Annotated in this window: 16 protein-coding genes; 4 read left to right on the forward strand and 12 right to left on the reverse strand. The window is 64.9% G+C overall.

Translation table 11 applies throughout. The features are described 5' to 3' along the window. Positions 1 to 72 precede the first annotated feature (72 nt). Positions 73 to 2,436, forward strand: a complete 2,364-nt coding sequence (locus LZ586_RS01555; RefSeq protein WP_413777322.1) for a membrane-bound PQQ-dependent dehydrogenase, glucose/quinate/shikimate family — start codon at positions 73 to 75, stop codon at positions 2,434 to 2,436. Positions 2,437 to 2,438: 2 nt separating this feature from the next. Here LZ586_RS01555 and LZ586_RS01560 read toward each other — a convergent pair whose 3' ends face one another. The 11 genes from LZ586_RS01560 to serS all read right to left on the reverse strand — a co-directional run bounded on the left by LZ586_RS01560 (position 2,439) and on the right by serS (position 13,031). Then, positions 2,439 to 3,215, reverse strand: a complete 777-nt coding sequence (locus tag LZ586_RS01560; RefSeq protein ID WP_235077954.1) for a hypothetical protein — start codon at positions 3,213 to 3,215, stop codon at positions 2,439 to 2,441. Positions 3,216 to 3,398: 183 nt separating this feature from the next. Further along, on the reverse strand, positions 3,399 to 3,860 hold the full coding sequence (locus LZ586_RS01565) for an NUDIX domain-containing protein (protein WP_235077955.1): 462 nt from the start codon (positions 3,858 to 3,860) through the stop codon (positions 3,399 to 3,401). Continuing rightward, complete coding sequence (locus LZ586_RS01570; RefSeq protein WP_235077956.1) at positions 3,857 to 5,050, reverse strand: MFS transporter; 1,194 nt, start codon at positions 5,048 to 5,050, stop codon at positions 3,857 to 3,859. Before LZ586_RS01570 ends, LZ586_RS01565 begins: the two co-directional genes overlap by 4 nt. Positions 5,051 to 5,217: 167 nt before the next feature. Beyond that, positions 5,218 to 6,615, reverse strand: a complete 1,398-nt coding sequence (locus tag LZ586_RS01575) for a serine hydrolase domain-containing protein (RefSeq protein WP_235077957.1) — start codon at positions 6,613 to 6,615, stop codon at positions 5,218 to 5,220. Between the two features lie 50 nt (positions 6,616 to 6,665). Continuing rightward, positions 6,666 to 7,028 carry a DUF6481 family protein gene (locus tag LZ586_RS01580; RefSeq protein ID WP_235077958.1) on the reverse strand — a complete coding sequence of 121 codons (363 nt, stop codon included), beginning with the start codon at positions 7,026 to 7,028 and terminating at the stop codon, positions 6,666 to 6,668. An 11-nt stretch (positions 7,029 to 7,039) separates the two neighbouring features. Further along, positions 7,040 to 8,383, reverse strand: coding sequence for a 30S ribosomal protein S12 methylthiotransferase RimO (gene rimO, locus LZ586_RS01585; protein ID WP_235077959.1), 1,344 nt, complete (start codon positions 8,381 to 8,383; stop codon positions 7,040 to 7,042). An 86-nt stretch (positions 8,384 to 8,469) separates the two neighbouring features. Continuing rightward, entirely contained in the window at positions 8,470 to 8,832 is a 363-nt protein-coding gene (locus LZ586_RS01590) for a DMT family protein (RefSeq protein WP_235077960.1), read from the reverse strand. Between the two features lie 30 nt (positions 8,833 to 8,862). After that, positions 8,863 to 9,885, reverse strand: coding sequence for a potassium channel family protein (locus tag LZ586_RS01595; RefSeq protein WP_235077961.1), 1,023 nt, complete (start codon positions 9,883 to 9,885; stop codon positions 8,863 to 8,865). Further along, positions 9,885 to 10,979, reverse strand: coding sequence for a M23 family metallopeptidase (locus LZ586_RS01600; protein WP_235077962.1), 1,095 nt, complete (start codon positions 10,977 to 10,979; stop codon positions 9,885 to 9,887). The genes LZ586_RS01595 and LZ586_RS01600 overlap by 1 nt, the downstream gene beginning before the upstream one ends. A gap of 13 nt (positions 10,980 to 10,992) precedes the next feature. Beyond that, positions 10,993 to 11,757 (reverse strand): 5'/3'-nucleotidase SurE, encoded by a 765-nt coding sequence (surE, locus tag LZ586_RS01605; protein WP_235077963.1) that lies wholly within the window; start codon positions 11,755 to 11,757, stop codon positions 10,993 to 10,995. After that, positions 11,757 to 13,031 (reverse strand): serine--tRNA ligase, encoded by a 1,275-nt coding sequence (gene serS / locus LZ586_RS01610; protein ID WP_235077964.1) that lies wholly within the window; start codon positions 13,029 to 13,031, stop codon positions 11,757 to 11,759. The genes surE and serS overlap by 1 nt, the downstream gene beginning before the upstream one ends. Positions 13,032 to 13,123: 92 nt before the next feature. Between serS and LZ586_RS01615 the strand changes: the two genes are divergently transcribed. Then, a complete protein-coding gene (locus LZ586_RS01615; RefSeq protein ID WP_235077965.1) occupies positions 13,124 to 13,636 on the forward strand; it encodes a host attachment family protein in 513 nt (170 codons plus the stop codon). Between the two features lie 39 nt (positions 13,637 to 13,675). Here the strand turns inward: LZ586_RS01615 and LZ586_RS01620 are convergent, their stop codons facing one another. After that, the gene (locus LZ586_RS01620) at positions 13,676 to 14,524 is read right to left on the reverse strand and encodes a hypothetical protein (protein WP_235077966.1); all 849 of its coding nucleotides are present in this window, start codon (positions 14,522 to 14,524) and stop codon (positions 13,676 to 13,678) included. A gap of 402 nt (positions 14,525 to 14,926) precedes the next feature. Here LZ586_RS01620 and dksA point away from each other — a divergent pair, with 402 nt between their 5' ends. Next, positions 14,927 to 15,394: an RNA polymerase-binding protein DksA gene (gene dksA / locus LZ586_RS01625; protein ID WP_235077967.1), complete on the forward strand. Its 468-nt coding sequence runs from the start codon at positions 14,927 to 14,929 to the stop codon at positions 15,392 to 15,394. Between the two features lie 109 nt (positions 15,395 to 15,503). Continuing rightward, positions 15,504 to 15,881 carry a PilZ domain-containing protein gene (locus tag LZ586_RS01630; RefSeq protein ID WP_235077968.1) on the forward strand — a complete coding sequence of 126 codons (378 nt, stop codon included), beginning with the start codon at positions 15,504 to 15,506 and terminating at the stop codon, positions 15,879 to 15,881. Positions 15,882 to 15,921 lie beyond the last annotated feature (40 nt).

Consider the following 15,921-nt stretch of genomic DNA (forward strand, 5'->3'; position numbering starts at 1 on the left):
CACGACCAGGGAGGCGCGGTGCCGCCGACGGTCAGGCCGGCGCGGCGGTGGGGGAGCTGGGGGTCGATCGCAGTGGGCGCGGTGATCGCGCTGATCGGACTGATCCTGGCTGTCGGCGGTGCGTGGCTGGCGGCATTGGGCGGGTCGCTTTATTACCTGATCGCCGGCATCGCGATGGTCGTCGCGGGCGGCCTGCTGATCAAGGGGCGGCTGGCCGGGGGCTGGCTGTATCTCGGCATCGTCGTGGTGACGTTCCTCTGGGCCTGGTGGGAAGCCGGGCCGGACGCCTGGGCATTGGTGCCGCGGATCGTCGCGCCGGCCGTGCTGCTGATTGCGGTGCTGCTGGTGATGCCGACGCTCTCCTGGCGGCGCGACCGCTGGCGGCTAGCGCTGGGCGGGGTGGTGGCAGCGGTGCTCGTCACCGGCGTGAACCTGTGGGTGGCGGATGCCAATGCGCGCGACCCGATCTGGAGCGCGCTGCCGGCGCCGGGTACGGCCGGGATGGCCGATCCTTCGGGCCAGCAGGTCGGGGCGGACTGGCCGGCTTATGGTGGCACCTATAGCGCGCGGCGCTATTCGCCGCTGGCGCAGATCAACCCGGACAATGTCGGCAAGCTCAAGCGGGCATGGCTGATCCACACCGGCGACATGCCGCAGGATCCGAAGATCCTGAAGACCTATGGCGCGGAGACAACGCCGCTCAAGATCGGCGATACGCTGTACCTGTGCACGCCCAAGAACATCATGATCGCGCTGGAGGCGGCGACCGGCAAGGAGCGCTGGCGCTATGACCCCAAGGTGCCGGACGAGGCGATTCCCTACACTGCCGCCTGCCGCGGCGTGGTGTATTACGCGGTTCCGGGCATGGCCGCCGACCAGAGCTGCGCCACTCGGATCATTGAAGGCACGCTCGACGCGCGGCTGATCGCCGTGGATGCCCGCAGCGGGCGGCTATGCCCGGACTTCGGCACCAATGGCCAGACCGATGCCAAGATCGGCATGGGCAAGGTGCCGCCGGGCTTCGTGTCGATCAACTCGCCGCCCACGCTGGTGCGCGGCGTGCTGGTGACCGGACATCAGGTGCTCGACGGGCAGGACCGCTGGGCGCCGTCGGGCGTGATCCAGGGCTTCGACGCGCGTACCGGGCAACTGCGCTGGGCGTGGGACATGATGCACCCCGAGCGCACCGGCCTGCCGCCGACCGGCGAAACCTATGCGCGGGGGACGCCCAACATGTGGACGATCGCGTCGGGCGACGAGCAACTGGGACTGGTCTATCTGCCGATGGGCAACGCCGCGGTGGATTATTATTCGAGCCTGCGCCGCCCGGAGGAGAAGCAGTTCGCAACGTCGCTGGTGGCGATCGACGCGACCACGGGCCGCCCGCGCTGGCGCTTCCAGGCGGTGCGCAACGACGTATGGGACTATGATTTCGGCGCGCAGGCGACTCTGGTCGATTGGCGTGGCACGCCGGCGCTGGTGCTGCCGTCGAAGCAGGGGGACATCTATGTGCTCGACCGCCGCACCGGCCGCCCGTTGACCCCGGTCGGCGAGATGCGCGTACCGACCGGCGGCGTGGAGCCCGAGCAGCGCTCCGCGACCCAGCCGGTGTCGCTGTGGCACACGCTGCGCAAGCCCGACCTGGCCGAGCGCGACATGTGGGGCATGTCGCCGATCGACCAGATGATCTGCCGCATCCAGTATCGCAAGGCGAGCTACAAGGGCTTCTTCACGCCGCCCGAGGCTGGCCGTCACTCGATCGAATATCCCGGCTATAATGGCGGGACCGACTGGGGCGGCATCGCGATCGATCCGCAGCGCGGCGTGATCGTCGCCAATTACAACGACATGCCGAACTACGTAACGCTGGTCCCACGTGCCGAGGCGAACAAGCGTGGCTGGGCACCGCGCGATCAGGCGCGCGGCGAGATCGGCGGCGCCGAGGGCGCGGGCGATCCGCAGGCCAACACCCCCTATGCCGTCGACGTGAATGCCGGGTGGCGCAACAAATTCTGGCCGTTCAGCAAGAACGGCACCGGCATGCTGTGCAAGGAGCCTCCCTATGGCGGTATCCGTGCGATCAACATGGCCGACGGCAAGATCATCTGGGACCGCGCGTTCGGTACGGCACGTACCAATGGGCCGTTCGGCATCCCGTCGATGCTGCCCTTCACAATCGGCACGCCCAACAATGGCGGCGCGGTAGTCACCGCAGGCGGGCTGGTGTTCATCGCCGCCGCGACCGACAATCTGATCCGCGCGATCGACCTGCGCACCGGCAAGACGATATGGAAGGATGTGCTGCCCGGCGGCGGGCAGGCCACGCCGATGACCTATCAGGCGAACGGCAAGCAGTATCTGGTCATCATGGCGGGGGGCCACCACTTCATGGAGACGCCGGTTAGCGACGCGCTGGTCGCTTATGCGCTGCCCTGAAGCTAGGCAGCCGATTTCCCCATCAGGGCAGGCAGTAGGTCGCTTTCGTTCAGTCCGGCAGGAAAGCTGTCCTGCCGGAACACCGAGGCCCAGGAGCGGCCATAGTTGCGTTCGAACAGGCGCCATAGCTCGCCCACTTCGCCCGAGAACATGAAGCGCGCATAGTCCTGCATCGAGATATTGGCCCAATCCTCAAAGAAGCGGTGGGTGGGAACGATTACATCGGCGAAGAACTTCTGACCGTTCTTGATCGGAACGCGGCAGGCGACGTCCTCAACCAAGCCTTCTGCGCAGCGATGACCACGCATGGTCCCAAGCGCTCCTTCGATCGCGGCGCCGGAAAGGATCGATCCGATCCCGTCCATCAACACCCCGAGGTTGGTAAGCCCTCCCGGGCGGGACTGAGGCGGCGGCGAGTACGATATGCCATCGGCCGTACGGAAATTAAATCCGTGCTGGTACCGATAAACGCTGGGCGGCGCCTTGGGGCTAATCCCCGGCGTGCGCTTCACGCCATAGGACCGGAAGGTGGCCGCGTGGAAACAATCGTGAAGATACCCGCGCGCGACCTCCAGCGCTCGGTCGTCCGGGTTGGCGAATACATCGCCAACAGGCGTGGCGACCAGTGCAACATCGGGAATGTCGCAATAGCCGTAGCTATTTCGTGAGTAGAAGCCGCCGACGGTGCCTGCGTGCTCGATGAGGAACCAGCGACTTTTCGGGATCGCCGGAAGCGGCGCGTCCATCATCGCCTCAAGGGTTTCGATCGCCTCGCTCACGACATCGTCGAACAGATCCCAGTTACATGGCCACGCGCCAGCCTGGGCATCGGCAAGACTCCAAGCCGTCCTGTCCCCGACATATGTCGAGATCGGTAGTGATCGCGCGTGGCGAAGATAGCTCCGCAAGAACCTGACCTCTACCGGAGACCCCAGAAGTTTCTCCATGAAGCGTCTCCCCCTTCACCAAGCTGGCGAAAACGTGTTGGATTGGATTTCGTCGAGCCGCCTGCGCGTTGCTGGAGAGGTATTCGCAGGTAACCGGTCGAGCGGATAATATTCAGCGGTGGCAATCTCAGCGGGATCGGGCGTCGGCTGTTGCGTCGCCGTGGCCGAGAAGAAGTGGATCGTGTCGCGCTTGCCTTCGCCGCTGGAGACAAAATCGTGTAGAAACGTCAGGTCGTGCAGCTCGATGGCAAGCTCCTCCGTCACCTCACGCTGCGCGGCCTGATGGGGCGTTTCGCCGCGGCCGACCCCGCCGCCCGGCAACATCAGCATCTCGGCACCGTATCGATGCTGCACAAGCAGGATGTTGGACCGGTCCGCAGAGTAGATCGCGACTTTGACGCCGAACGTCTTCGGCTTTGCGACACGCCAATAGATGCGCCGCGCCGCGTGCAGCACCGAATATACCTTCTTCTTCATGAGGCTCTTTTCATCGAGAGGTTGAACGGGCTCGCGAGGCAGACACAGACGCCAAGAAGCCGCATCGTCGCCGAAAAGGCGATGAGCCACGCCGGTCCCAGGAGATGAAGGACGGGGCCTGCGATGCCTGCGGCCACCGGGATCGGGAAATAGGTCAACACTCGGGAAGCCGCAACGGCCCGGCCCATTTCAGCAGGGCCGACGCAGAGTTGGCGGTGGGTATTGAATGCGGTGACGTTTACCGCACCAAGAAGGATCGTCGAACCCCAAAGCAGCGCGAACGCCTGCGCTGACGGTGCGATTATCATCAGCGCAGTCAAACCCGAACATGCCAGCGTATTGACCGCGAGTAGGGCCGGGAGCGGCAGCCGCAGGGCGACCTTCGATGCGGCTGCGTGACCTGCGATCCCGAACACTCCTGCAGCAGCGAAGAACAGGCCGATCTGGTAGCTTCCGAGTTCGAAGCGCATGGCCAAGATGGCGACCACCGTCGACTGGAGCAGCGTGGTCGAGAAGTTAGAAAGCGCGAACGTCATGACTCCCGAGGCAAGCTCCGGGCGGGCGTGGATGATCGCGAAGCCGTCACGGATGCCCTGCAGCGTTCGGAGGGCCGTGCCTTTGCCCGCGCCAGGCGCGGACAGCGGCCAGAGCACCGCAAGGGCGCCGAGATAGAGTGCCGCGGAAAGCACGAAGACCAGGGCCGGTGGAAACGCCATGAGCAACCCGCCTCCAAGCGCGGGCATCAGGACCGAGTTGGTTTGATCCGCAGCGCCAAGGCGTACGTTGATGTCCAACAGCCGGTGCGGCGGGCAGCTATGTGCGACCAGTGCCTGGAACGCCGGGAGCTGGATTGCGGACAGCGACGAATTCAGAAAAAGCGCCAGATAGGTCAAGGGCAGCAATGCATCGACGCTGATCGTCCAAGCAATGCACAGTATGAACAATGCCGATCCAAAGAGCGTGAGTTTAGAAACCCGGGCCGAATCGAACCGGTCGGCCACCACGCCCCCGACCAGACCGACAGTGATCGCTGGCAGATGCGAAATGGCGAATGCGACAGCGGTCTGAACTGCTGAACCAGTGAGCGTATATATCGCCAGCGGTACCGCGGTACGATTTATCCAGCCCGACGCGGTGGCGAACGCGTTAGCCGCTACTAGCCTGCCACCATAGTCGTGCTGATCGGGCATAGTTCACCTCGCAGCGGATATCGAGTGTCTCGACAATTGCTCCAGTAGAGGCGACCTTATATTCGGCTAAACCTAATACGGTCGTGAGAGAAGTAAATAGCATAGTGGGCGCCGCATGTTCAAAATGGATAGAACATAAAGAGAATAGACCTTCGGATGCGGCAGCATCAATCGCGCGGCATGACGATGAATTGTTCGAAGCGGCCCTCTGGACCGGGTTCGGCATAGGTGATCGCCACGAGGTGCTGCCCGGCATAGGTGATGCCGTAGTTGCGGTTGACGAAGCCGCCGCGGAGCCGTGGCTTGCCGAGCGGCACGAAGGCCTGCGGCTCACCCAATGCGCCGAGGCTCGCCCGATAATCGGCGGTGGCGGTGGCGTCGAAATAGTAAGCCGCGTCCTGCGTCAGCAGCGAGCGGTCCAGCGTGCCGGCGCGGAGCTGGTCGTAGAGCTTGCGCGCGAGTGCGTCGCGCGTCTGGTCGAGCGACGGGGTTGCGGCTTGGGCGGAGGGGTAGAGGAGGTCGGTGATCCCATCGGTGATCGTGCCTTGGACATTGCCGAAGTCGGCGTTGACCAGCGCGACCACGGCGTAGCGCTTATCGGGGATCACCAGGTTTTCGGAAAGGAAGCCGACGGCTTCGCCGCCGTGCGACACGGTGGGCGTGCCGTCATGTTCGCCAAGGCTGACGCCGAGGCCGTAGTGCGATGGGCTGCCGTCGGCGAGCCGGACTTCGGTCTCCTGTTCCTTCCAGTCGTCCGGCGCGAGCACGCTCCGGTCGATGCGGGCGATGTCCCATTTGGCGAGGTCGCTGGCGGTCATCGCGAGTTCGCCTGCCGCCCAGAGCCAGCCGGGAGCGGCGGGTTTGGCCGGCCGGACCGGGCCGAGCGCGAAGCGGTGAGTGGGCTGGGGGAAGCCCTTGCCGATCGCCTTGTCCTGATCGATCGGGTGCATGCCAAGCGGCTTGAAGATCCTGGCGTCGAGATAGGCCATCAGCTTCATGCCCGAGACCTTCTCGACGATCATGCCGGCAATGACATAGCCCGTGTTCGAATATTGCCACGCGCTGCCGGGTTCGAAATCGAGCGGCTTCTTGCCCCAGCGATCGACGATGCCCTGCGGGGTCGTCGGCTTCTCCATCGCGGCGAAGCTGTAGTCCTGCGGCCAGTAATCCTGGAGCCCGGCGGTGTGGCTGAGCAGCTGGCGGATGGTGATGCGGTCGGCGCCAGAGACCTCTGGAAGGTATTTCGCGACCTTGTCGTCGAGGTCGAGCTTGCTTTCATCCTCGAGCAGCAGAACCGCGGCGGCGGTGAACTGCTTGGATACCGAGGCGATCGGGTATCTGGCGTCGGCGGTGGTGCGGGGCAGGCCGGGGCCCTGGTCGCCATACGCCTTGGCATAGACGATCTTGCCGTCGCGGACGATCGCGATCGACGCGGAGGGAACTTGAGCGCCGGCGAGTGCCTGAGCCACGATCTGGTCCACCCGGGCAGTCTGATCGGGCGTGAGCGTTTGTGCAGCGGCGGGCGTTGCGAACAGCAGGGCAGCGGCGAGGGCGGTGCGGATCATCGGGGCTCCAGGAAGAGGAGCCCCGACCATAGGCAATCCGCCGTGACGCGTCATCCAGCTTTGGAACGTGCCTTGCGGGCGGCATAGCGCGCGTCGCGAAGTGCCTTCAGTTCGGCAGCGGTAGGGGGCGCCTTTGCCTTGCGGTCTGCCTCTGCCTGGGCCTTTTCCTCTTCGAGGCGGGCCTTTTCGGCTTCGATCGCAGCCAGCTTGTCGGCCTTTTCCTGCGCGATCGCGGCGCGCTTGGCTTCACGCTTCGCCTCTTCCTCGGCTTCGCGCGCGAGACGCGCGGCCTGACGCTCGGCGAGCTCGGCGGGATCGAGCTTCGGCTGCGCCTTCAGGCGGTCGAGCGCCTTCTTCTTAGCCTCTGCGGCGAGGGCGGCGCGGTCTTGGAAGGTCGGTACTTTGTAGCCCATGTAGTCTCACATTAGTTGGGAAGGGGAACGCCGAACAAGTCATGTTCGTCGGCGTCTTCGATCTCGACCCGGACGATATCGCCCTGGACGAGGTGGCCGGCGTCCCTAAGGAACACCTGACCGTCGATTTCGGGTGCATCGGCCTGCGAACGCCCGGTGGCGCCGCCACCGTCCTCGGGATCACCGACCTCGTCGATGATCACTTCTAGGGTGCGGCCGATCTTGGCCTGAAGCTTGGCGGCGGAGATCGCCGCAGTCTTCTCCATGATGCGGGCGTAGCGCTCTTCCTTGACTTCCTCGGGCACGGCGCCGGGCAGGTCGTTGGCGGGCGCGCCGTGGACCGGCTCGAAGCGGAAGGCGCCGACTCGGTCGAGCTGGGCTTCGTCGAGCCAGTCGAGCAGGTATTGGAAGTCGGCCTCGGTCTCGCCGGGGAAGCCGACGACGAAGGTCGAGCGGATCGTGATGTTTGGCGCGATGGAACGCCAGTGGCGAAGACGATCGAGCACTTTGGCGTCGTTGGCCGGCCGCTTCATCGTGCGCAGCACCGAGGGGCTGGCATGCTGGAAGGGAATGTCGAGATAGGGGAGGATCAGCCCCTGCGCCATCAGCGGGATGACCTGATCGACATGTGGATAGGGGTAGACATAGTGGAGACGTACCCAGGGGGCGATCTTGCCGAGCTCGCGGGCGAGGTCGGTCATGTGGGGGACGACGCTCTCGCCCTTCCACATGCGCGGCTCCTTGCGGATGTCGATGCCGTAGGCCGAGGTGTCCTGGCTGATGACCAGCAGTTCCTTGGTGCCGGCCTCGACCAGCTTCTCGGCTTCGCGCAGGATCGCGTCGGGGCGGCGGCTGACCAGATCGCCACGCAATGCCGGAATGATGCAGAAGGAGCAGCGGTGGTTGCAGCCCTCCGAAATCTTGAGATAGCTGTAGTGGCGCGGCGTGAGCTTGAGCCCGCTGTCGGGCACCAAATTGACGAAGGGCGAGGGCGGCATCGGTGCCGCCTGGTGCACCGCGCCGACCACGTCCTCATATTGGTGCGCGCCGGTGACGGCGAGGATGTTGGGGAAGCGGGCCCGGATGACCTCGGCTTCCTTCCCCATGCAGCCCGTGACGATGACTCGGCCGTTTTCGGCCATCGCCTCGCCGATCGCCTCAAGCGATTCCTCCTTGGCGGAGTCGAGGAAGCCGCAGGTGTTGACCAGCACGACCGCGGCCCCGGCATAGTCGGGCGACATCGCATAGCCGTCGCTGCGCAGCTTGGTGAGGATGCGTTCGCTGTCCACCAGGTTCTTGGGACAGCCGAGCGACACCATCCCAACCTTGGGGGCTTCAGGAAGTTTGGTTGCCATGATTGCGGCGCGACATAAGGATTTCTGAGGAAATTGCTAGTGATGGTGGCGCGGTCGCCGGCCAATGCTCGACGAAACGATGAGGATCAGGAGGCCATCGGCGCGCGGAACAGGAAGAAGGCGCCAGCCGCGATCAGTGCGAAGCCGATCAGGTGGTTAGGCGTGACACGCTGGCCGAGATACAGCACCGAGAACACCGCGAAGACCGCGAGGGTGATGACTTCCTGCATCCCCTTGAGCTGTGCGGCCGAATATAGGCTGCTGCCCCAGCGGTTGGCGGGCACGGCTAGGCAGTATTCGAAGAAGGCGATGCCCCAGCTCACCAGGATCACCGCCAGCAGCGGCTTGTCCTTGAACTTCAGGTGCCCGTACCAGGCGAAGGTCATCAGGATGTTCGAGCCGACCAGCATCAGGATCGGCAGCAGGCGAGCGAAGAGCGTTGCAGTCATGGCGCGACCATGTCGCGCGCGGCGGCGCCGTCAAGCTGCGGCGCGGGGGGTGGCGACGATCTCTATGACGGTGTCGCCGGCCCGCAGCGCCGTAGCTTCGGGATCTGCGAAGCTGTGCGGCTTGCCGTCGCGGCGGAGCTGGACGCCCAGTCCGCTGGCGATGGCGGCGAGCGGCTTGCCGATCTCCTCGGGGCGGACGAGACGCTCCCTCAGGGCGACGTTGCCGTGCGCCGAGGCGAGGTCGGCGAGATAGGCGGCGATGTTGGTGCCGGTGCACGAGCTGGCGAGCAGCAGCCCGGCGAAGCTGACCGGGTTGATCACCGTGGTCGCCCCGGCGGCGTGCGCGGGAAACTCATTGTCCTCGTTGCGGACGATGACGCTGATCGGAAGGTCGGGCGCCAGGTGGCGCGCAGTGAGGGTGATGAGGATCGACGTATCGTCACGGCCCGCCGCGACGATCATCGCCTCGGCCTGGCTGACGCGAACGTCCTCGAGTATCTGGTCGCGGGTGGCGTCGCCCTCGAGCACCGTGCAGCCACAGGCATGCGCGCGGGCGATCGCCTGGGGATCGGCGTCCACGACGACGAACTTGTCGGGCGCGGCGCCGCGGGCGATCAACTCGTCGACTGCCTCGGACCCGGTCTTGCCGAACCCGGCGATGACGATGTGGCCGCGAAGATTTTGCTGGATGATCGTCATGCGCCATTTGTCCCAGGTACGCTTGAGCACGAAATTATAGGCGGTGCCGAGGAAAAGCAGCACCACGAAGATGCGGATCGGCGTCACCACCAGTGCGTCGAACATCCGTGCGGCTGTGCTGACCGGCACGATGTCGCCATAGCCAGTGGTCGTGATCGAGATCGACGTGAAGTAGAGAATGTCGAGGAAGCTGACCTGGCCGTCGGCGGTGTCCTTGAGGCCGTCGCGTTCGATCCAGTGAACCCCGATCGCCAGCGCGAGTAGCGCCAGCACCGCCGCAACGCGCCAGCCGATCGCCAGCCACACCGGCAAGCTTGACTTGCGCTTGAGCGTGCCGGGCTGGAGCGCCCGCATCAGCGCGCCGGCAGCCGCGTCAGCGGGTCGACGGGGGTGCGGCCCTGGCGGATCTCGAAATGAAGCTCCGGACGGTCGGCGAAGCCCGAATTGCCGGAGCGGGCGATGGTCTGACCCTTGCGCACCGCCTGACCACGCTGGACGAGCAACTGGCCTGCATGGCCATAGACGCTGGTCATGCCGTTGCCGTGCTTGAGAATGACCAGACCGCCAAGCGCGGGCACGTCGCTGCCGACATAGGCGACGACGCCGTCGGCGGCTGCGAGCACGGGGGTGTCGAGTGGCACGGCGATCTTGATTCCGTCATTGCGCTCGCCGCTGCGGCCTGGGCCGAAACGGCGCACGATCCGGCCGGACACCGGCCAGGCGAGCAGGCCGGTGGTGCGCCTTGCGGGTGCGGCGACCGGCGTGGTCGAGGGCAGGATCCGAGCCGAGGAAGCGGTGGGCTTGGCGGGGGCGGCATTAACGGCGAGCGCGGGTTCGCCGCCGGTCAGGATGTCGTCGATGTCGATATGAAAGCGCGCGGCGCGCTGTTCGAGCGTTTCGGGGCCGGTCGTGGGGATCAGCAAGCGCTGCCCGGTACGCAGGATGTAGGGCTCGGTAAGCGCGTTCGCCGAAACGATCCGCGACCATTCCACGACGTACGCACGCGCGATGGCGATGCCGCTCTCGCCGGTCCGGACGAGATGATAGCGGCCGCCCGGGATGCTCAGCCGCTGGCCGGCACGGATGACATAAGGGGCGGGGATGGCGTTGGCGCGGGCGATCGCCTCGGACGCGGCACCCGTCTTCGCAGCGATCGAGCGGAGCGAGTCGCCGGACTGAACAACGTAGGTGGAATTGGGCACCTGCCGGGCGTCCGGAACGACGCGGCGCGCTTCCCAGGCGGGGGGCGGGGCCGGGAGGGCGCGGACGTCCTGCTCGAGCGTCTGACGTTCGTAGCGGTCCTCCTGCGGCGGCCGCGCATCGCGATCCCGCTGAGCCTGCCGCGGAGGCGGAGCTTCACGGGCGGCCGACGAATAGCCAGACGGCGGGATGCATCCCGCCAGCGCAGCACCGGCCACGGCGAGCGCCGCCTGCCGGTATGATTTCATCCCCCACATGGCGTTAACTATAGACGGATTTCAACCTGTCGAGCGAGTCCCTGTGCGTAAGGTCGAGCTGAAGCGGCGTGACGGTGACATAGCCCCGTTCGATCGCTTCCAGATCGGTGTCGGCGCCGGGTGTCTGCGGGGAGCTTCCCATCGCCAGCCAGTAGTAATCGAAGCCGCGCGGGTCGGTGCGCCGTTCCACGCCAACGCGGCCATAGTCGCGCAGCCCCTGCGACACGACCCTGATCCCCTCGACTGCGTCAGGAGCGACCGGGGGGAAGTTGATGTTGACCAATGTGCGCGGCGCCCATTCCATCGCCAGCAGCGGGTGGAGTGCGCGCTCACCCCAGGCTTCGGCGGCGGCGAACGAAACCTTGTCGCCTGCGCCGGTGCGGGCGTAACGCTGGCTGAGCGCGACCGAACGGATGCCGGCCAGGGCGCCTTCCATCGCGGCGGACACGGTGCCCGAGTAGCTGACATCCTCTGCCAGGTTGCCGCCGCGGTTGATGCCGGACAGAATCAGGTCGGGCTTGTTGTCCTTCATCGCCTCGGCAAGCGCGAACATCACGCAATCGGTGGGCGTGCCGTGCACCGCATAGCGGTTCTCCGCATGGCGGCGGACGCGGAACGGCTCGGTCAAGGACAGCGAGCGGCCCTTGCCCGACTGCTCGTCGGCCGGCGCAATGACGGTGATGTCGTCCGAGATCGTCCGCGCCAGCGCTTCGAGCAGCGCCAGCCCGCGGGCATGGTAGCCATCGTCGTTGGTGAGGAGGATCCGCATCAGCGGATCGGCTCGAGCAACTCCAGACCGCCGAGATAGGGTCGCAGCACTTCGGGCACCGCGACCGCGCCGTTTTCCTGCTGGTAGTTCTCGATGACGGCGACCAGCGTGCGGCCCACCGCCAGCCCCGACCCGTTGAGCGTGTGGACGAAGCGCGTGCCTTTTTCGCCCTCCGGACGATAGCGGGTGTTCATGCGGCGCGCCTGGAAGTCGGTGCAGGTCGAGCAACTGGAGATTTCGCGGAAGCGCGCCTGTCCCGGCAGCCAAACCTCAAGATCGTAGGTGCGCGCGGCGGTGAAGCCCATGTCCCCGGTGCACAGCTTCATGCGCCGGAAGGCGAGGCCGAGCTTGTCGAGAATACCCTCGGCACAGGCGGTCATGCGCTCATGTTCGGCTTCGGACGCCTCAGGGGCGGTGATCGAGACCATCTCGACCTTTTCGAACTGGTGCTGGCGAATGTAGCCGCGGGTGTCGCGCCCGGCGGCGCCGGCTTCGGAGCGGAAGCAGGGGCTGAGCGCGGCGAAGCGTAGCGGCAGAACTTCGTTCGCCAGTATCTTTTCGCGCACCGAATTGGTGAGGCTGACTTCGGCGGTTGGAATCAGCCAGCGATCGTCGGTGGTATGGAAGCTGTCTTCCGCGAACTTGGGAAGCTGGCCGGTGCCGAACATCGTCTCGCCGCGGACGAGCAGCGGAACGACGGCTTCCTCATAGCCGTGCTCCTCCGTCAGCGTGTCCAGCATGAACTGGCCCAGCGCGCGGTGGAGGCGGGCGGCAGGGCCGCGAAGGAAGGTGAAGCGCGAGCCGGAAAGGAGCGCGCCGGTTTCGAAGTCGAGCCCCAGCGCGGGGCCAATCGTGTCATGCTCCTTCGCTTCGAACGCGAACACAGGCGGGGTGCCGCGTTCGTGGACCAGCGCGTTGTCGTTCTCGTCGGCGCCCTTGGGCACATCGCGAAGCGGCAGGTTGGGGATGGCCGCGAGACGAGCGTTCAGCTCCACCCCGACGGCCTTTTCCTCGGCATCGATCACCGGCATCCGTTCCTTGAGCGCGGCAACCTCCGCCATCAGGTCGGTAGGGTCGTCGCGGCGTGCCTTTGCCGCGCCAATGGCCTTTGAAGCTTCGTTGCGGCGAGCCTGCGCTGCTTGCGCTTCGGTGATCAGGGCACGCCGGCGCTCGTCCAGTGCCAGCAACTCGGCCGAGAGCGGTTCCAGCCCGCGAAGAGCAAGCCCCCGGTCGAAGGTTTCGGGGTTTTCGCGGATCGATCGGATGTCGTGCATGGCCGACGCTATGGCGAGCGCGACAAAGCCGCGCAACCCTGGCGCGAAGCAGGGCGTTACAGGACACAGAACCGAGACAAGGAGACAGGTTTATGCAGGTTCCTCATCAAGCAGTCGTTCTAGTCGCCGATGGGCGAAAGATGCTGTTCCTCAGGAACGAAGGGGATGCTGAATTCCCGAACCTGCAGGTCGAAGCCAAGGAGATCCACGCGAACCCGAAGGATTCGGACCAGAAGCGCGACCAGTCGGGTCAGTCATCCTCGACCCAGAGCGGCCCGGGCGCGCCGGCGGTGGCGCGGACCGGTTCGATGCACGCCAGTGGCGGCGGCGCGCAGTTTGCGCCTGCGCGAGGGACGATGGGCGAGACCGACTTTCACCAGTTGGAGGAAGACAAGTTCGCTGCAGAGACGGCCGAAATGCTGAAGAAGCGGGCATTGAACAACGATTTCGAGTCGCTGATCATCGTCGCGCCGCCCAAGACGCTGGGCGAATTGCGCAAACACTATCATCAGTCGGTAAGCGAGCGGCTGACGGGCGAGATCAGCAAGGACCTGACCGGCCACACGGTGCCGCAGATCGAAGAAGCGCTTCTGAAAGCCGAATAGCAGGAATGTGCTGCCCGGCGCCGCGCCGGGCAGAGCAGATCAGGCCTCGGCCGTCTCGGCCGGGGCCTTTTTGCTGAAACGCTTCCGCGCCACCAGCGCCGCTGCCGCGCCGCCGAACAGCAGGATCATTGGAGGCGCGGGAACCGGTGCGGGACCACCCGAACTGCCGCCGCCCGAGCTACCGCCATGATGGCCGCTCGAACTCCATCCACTGGAGTTGTTCCAGCCACTGGAGCTCCAACCCGGTTTGTCGGGCTTATGCGGCTTATCCGGCTTGCCGTGATCCTGGTGCTGGTCCTGGTCCTGATGTTGGTCCTGGTCCTGATGCTGGTGTTGATCCTGGTCCTGGTGCTGCTCGTTGTTGTTATTGTTGTTATTGTTGTTCTGATTATTATTGTTGTTGTTATTCTGATTATTATTTTCGTTCTGGTTGTTGTTCTCGTTCTTATTGTCGATGTCAATGTTGATGTCGACACCGCTGCTGCCCGAGGAGCTTCCGGACGCCGAGCCGCCGAAGAAGCCGCCGGCGAAGAACCCGCCCATGAAAGCGCCGCCGCCCGAGCCACCGATTACGCCCGAACTGCTGGAGCCGCTGGAACTGGACGATACAAAGGGAGCAGGCACGGGGATCGGCGCACCCTGTGCGGTCATCACTACGACCTGAGGCTGCGCCTGAGTTGTGGTCGTGGTGGTCACGACGCGCCGGAGCGTCTTCTTCGCGACGGCGCGGCTCGCCACCTGACGGACAACGCGCTTCTTCGCGACGACGTGCTGCTTCACCACCTTGGGTTGTTGCACGCGCTCGGCGACGTACACGCCGGATCCGCCGATGATTGCCCCGCCACAAGCGCAGGCACAAAGTTTCGCCAAGGCCATGCGAACCGACATGATGTCCCACTCTCTTGTTGCTGGCACCCGCTGCCGACATTCGCGCCGCCAGCTATTGCACCGTTCATTGCAGATAAAGTGCAAAACAAACCATTAAGTGCAAGTGAGTGAATGTCTGTTTACCGTAATCTTGCCTGTTTTTTGGAAGGCTGGCAGGAAACCTTATGGTTAATGTCCGGGAACGGTACAGAACTGTTATTGAGGAGGAGCAGCAGCGGGGATCTCGACCTCCGTCAGCCGGCATGACGGAAATTCAGCCTCGGCTAATTTCCATGCGCATAGTGGGTGTTCGCACGCACAATCATTCGCTTGTGCATATGATTTGGCGAAAGTATAGGCGCCAGCGGGCAAACTAGCGGTCTTTGGCGGCTTAGCCACTCGGGACCGAAGTGGAGAGTGGGGATGGCTACAGTTTTGGACTGCTACGACGAACCCGAAAAAGCGCTGCCGACCGCCGCTAACGACAGCGACAGCGCGTATCGACCGCATAATGACGAACCCTTCATGGGTCCGCGGCAACTCGACTATTTCCGCGAGAAGCTGCTGGCATGGAAAGATGCCATTTACCGCGAGGCAGCAGGAACACTGAACCAGTTGCAGACCGATTCGCTGCGCGAAGCTGATCTGACCGACCGCGCGTCGAGCGAGACGGACTGGTCGATAGAGCTGCGCACCCGCGATCGTCAGCGCAAGCTAATCTCGAAGATCGACGCGGCGCTGCGCCGGATCGAAGAGGGCGAGTACGGCTATTGCGAAGTGACCGGTGAGCCCATTCCGCTGGGACGTCTGGAAGCGCGGCCCACTGCCACGATGACGGTCGAGGCGCAGGAACGCCACGAGCGCAACGAGAAGATCTCGCGCGAAGAATGAGCGCGACGTGGGTACCGCCAGGAGCACTGGCGGTACCCACGTCTTACGGTTTCAATAAGGATTGCTGGTGTAGGCCGTTGCAGTCATTTCACGCGTTCGAGCAGCACCGATGGACCAGTTTACTTCCGACTCCGTAAGCGCGCTTTCCGCCGAGGACTTCACCGTCCCGCGCAGCGGCGCGCGCGACAGCCTGTTGCTGACGGCGCAGTTCCGTGTGGCGGGGGATAATCAGACGCACCAGGTGCGCGTGCGCAACCTGTCGTCGGGTGGCCTGATGGCGGAATTCGCGGCTCAGATCGCGCCGACCACGCCGGTGGAAATCGAAGTGCGCGGAGTCGGCTGGGTCAGCGGTCGCATCGCCTGGGCCACCGATGGGCGCGTAGGAGTGGCCTTCGCAAGCGAGATCGACCCGCTGCTCGCGCGCAAGCCGGTCGGCAAAGGAACGACGACGCCGAGCTACGTTAAGCCGATACCGTCGCGCCGCTGAGTTTTTGTTGAGCTCTGTCGTGAGCGAGGCGGGTGCAGCC

Source organism: Sphingomonas sp. S2-65 (assembly GCF_021513175.1).
In the GTDB taxonomy this organism is placed as follows: domain Bacteria; phylum Pseudomonadota; class Alphaproteobacteria; order Sphingomonadales; family Sphingomonadaceae; genus Sphingomonas.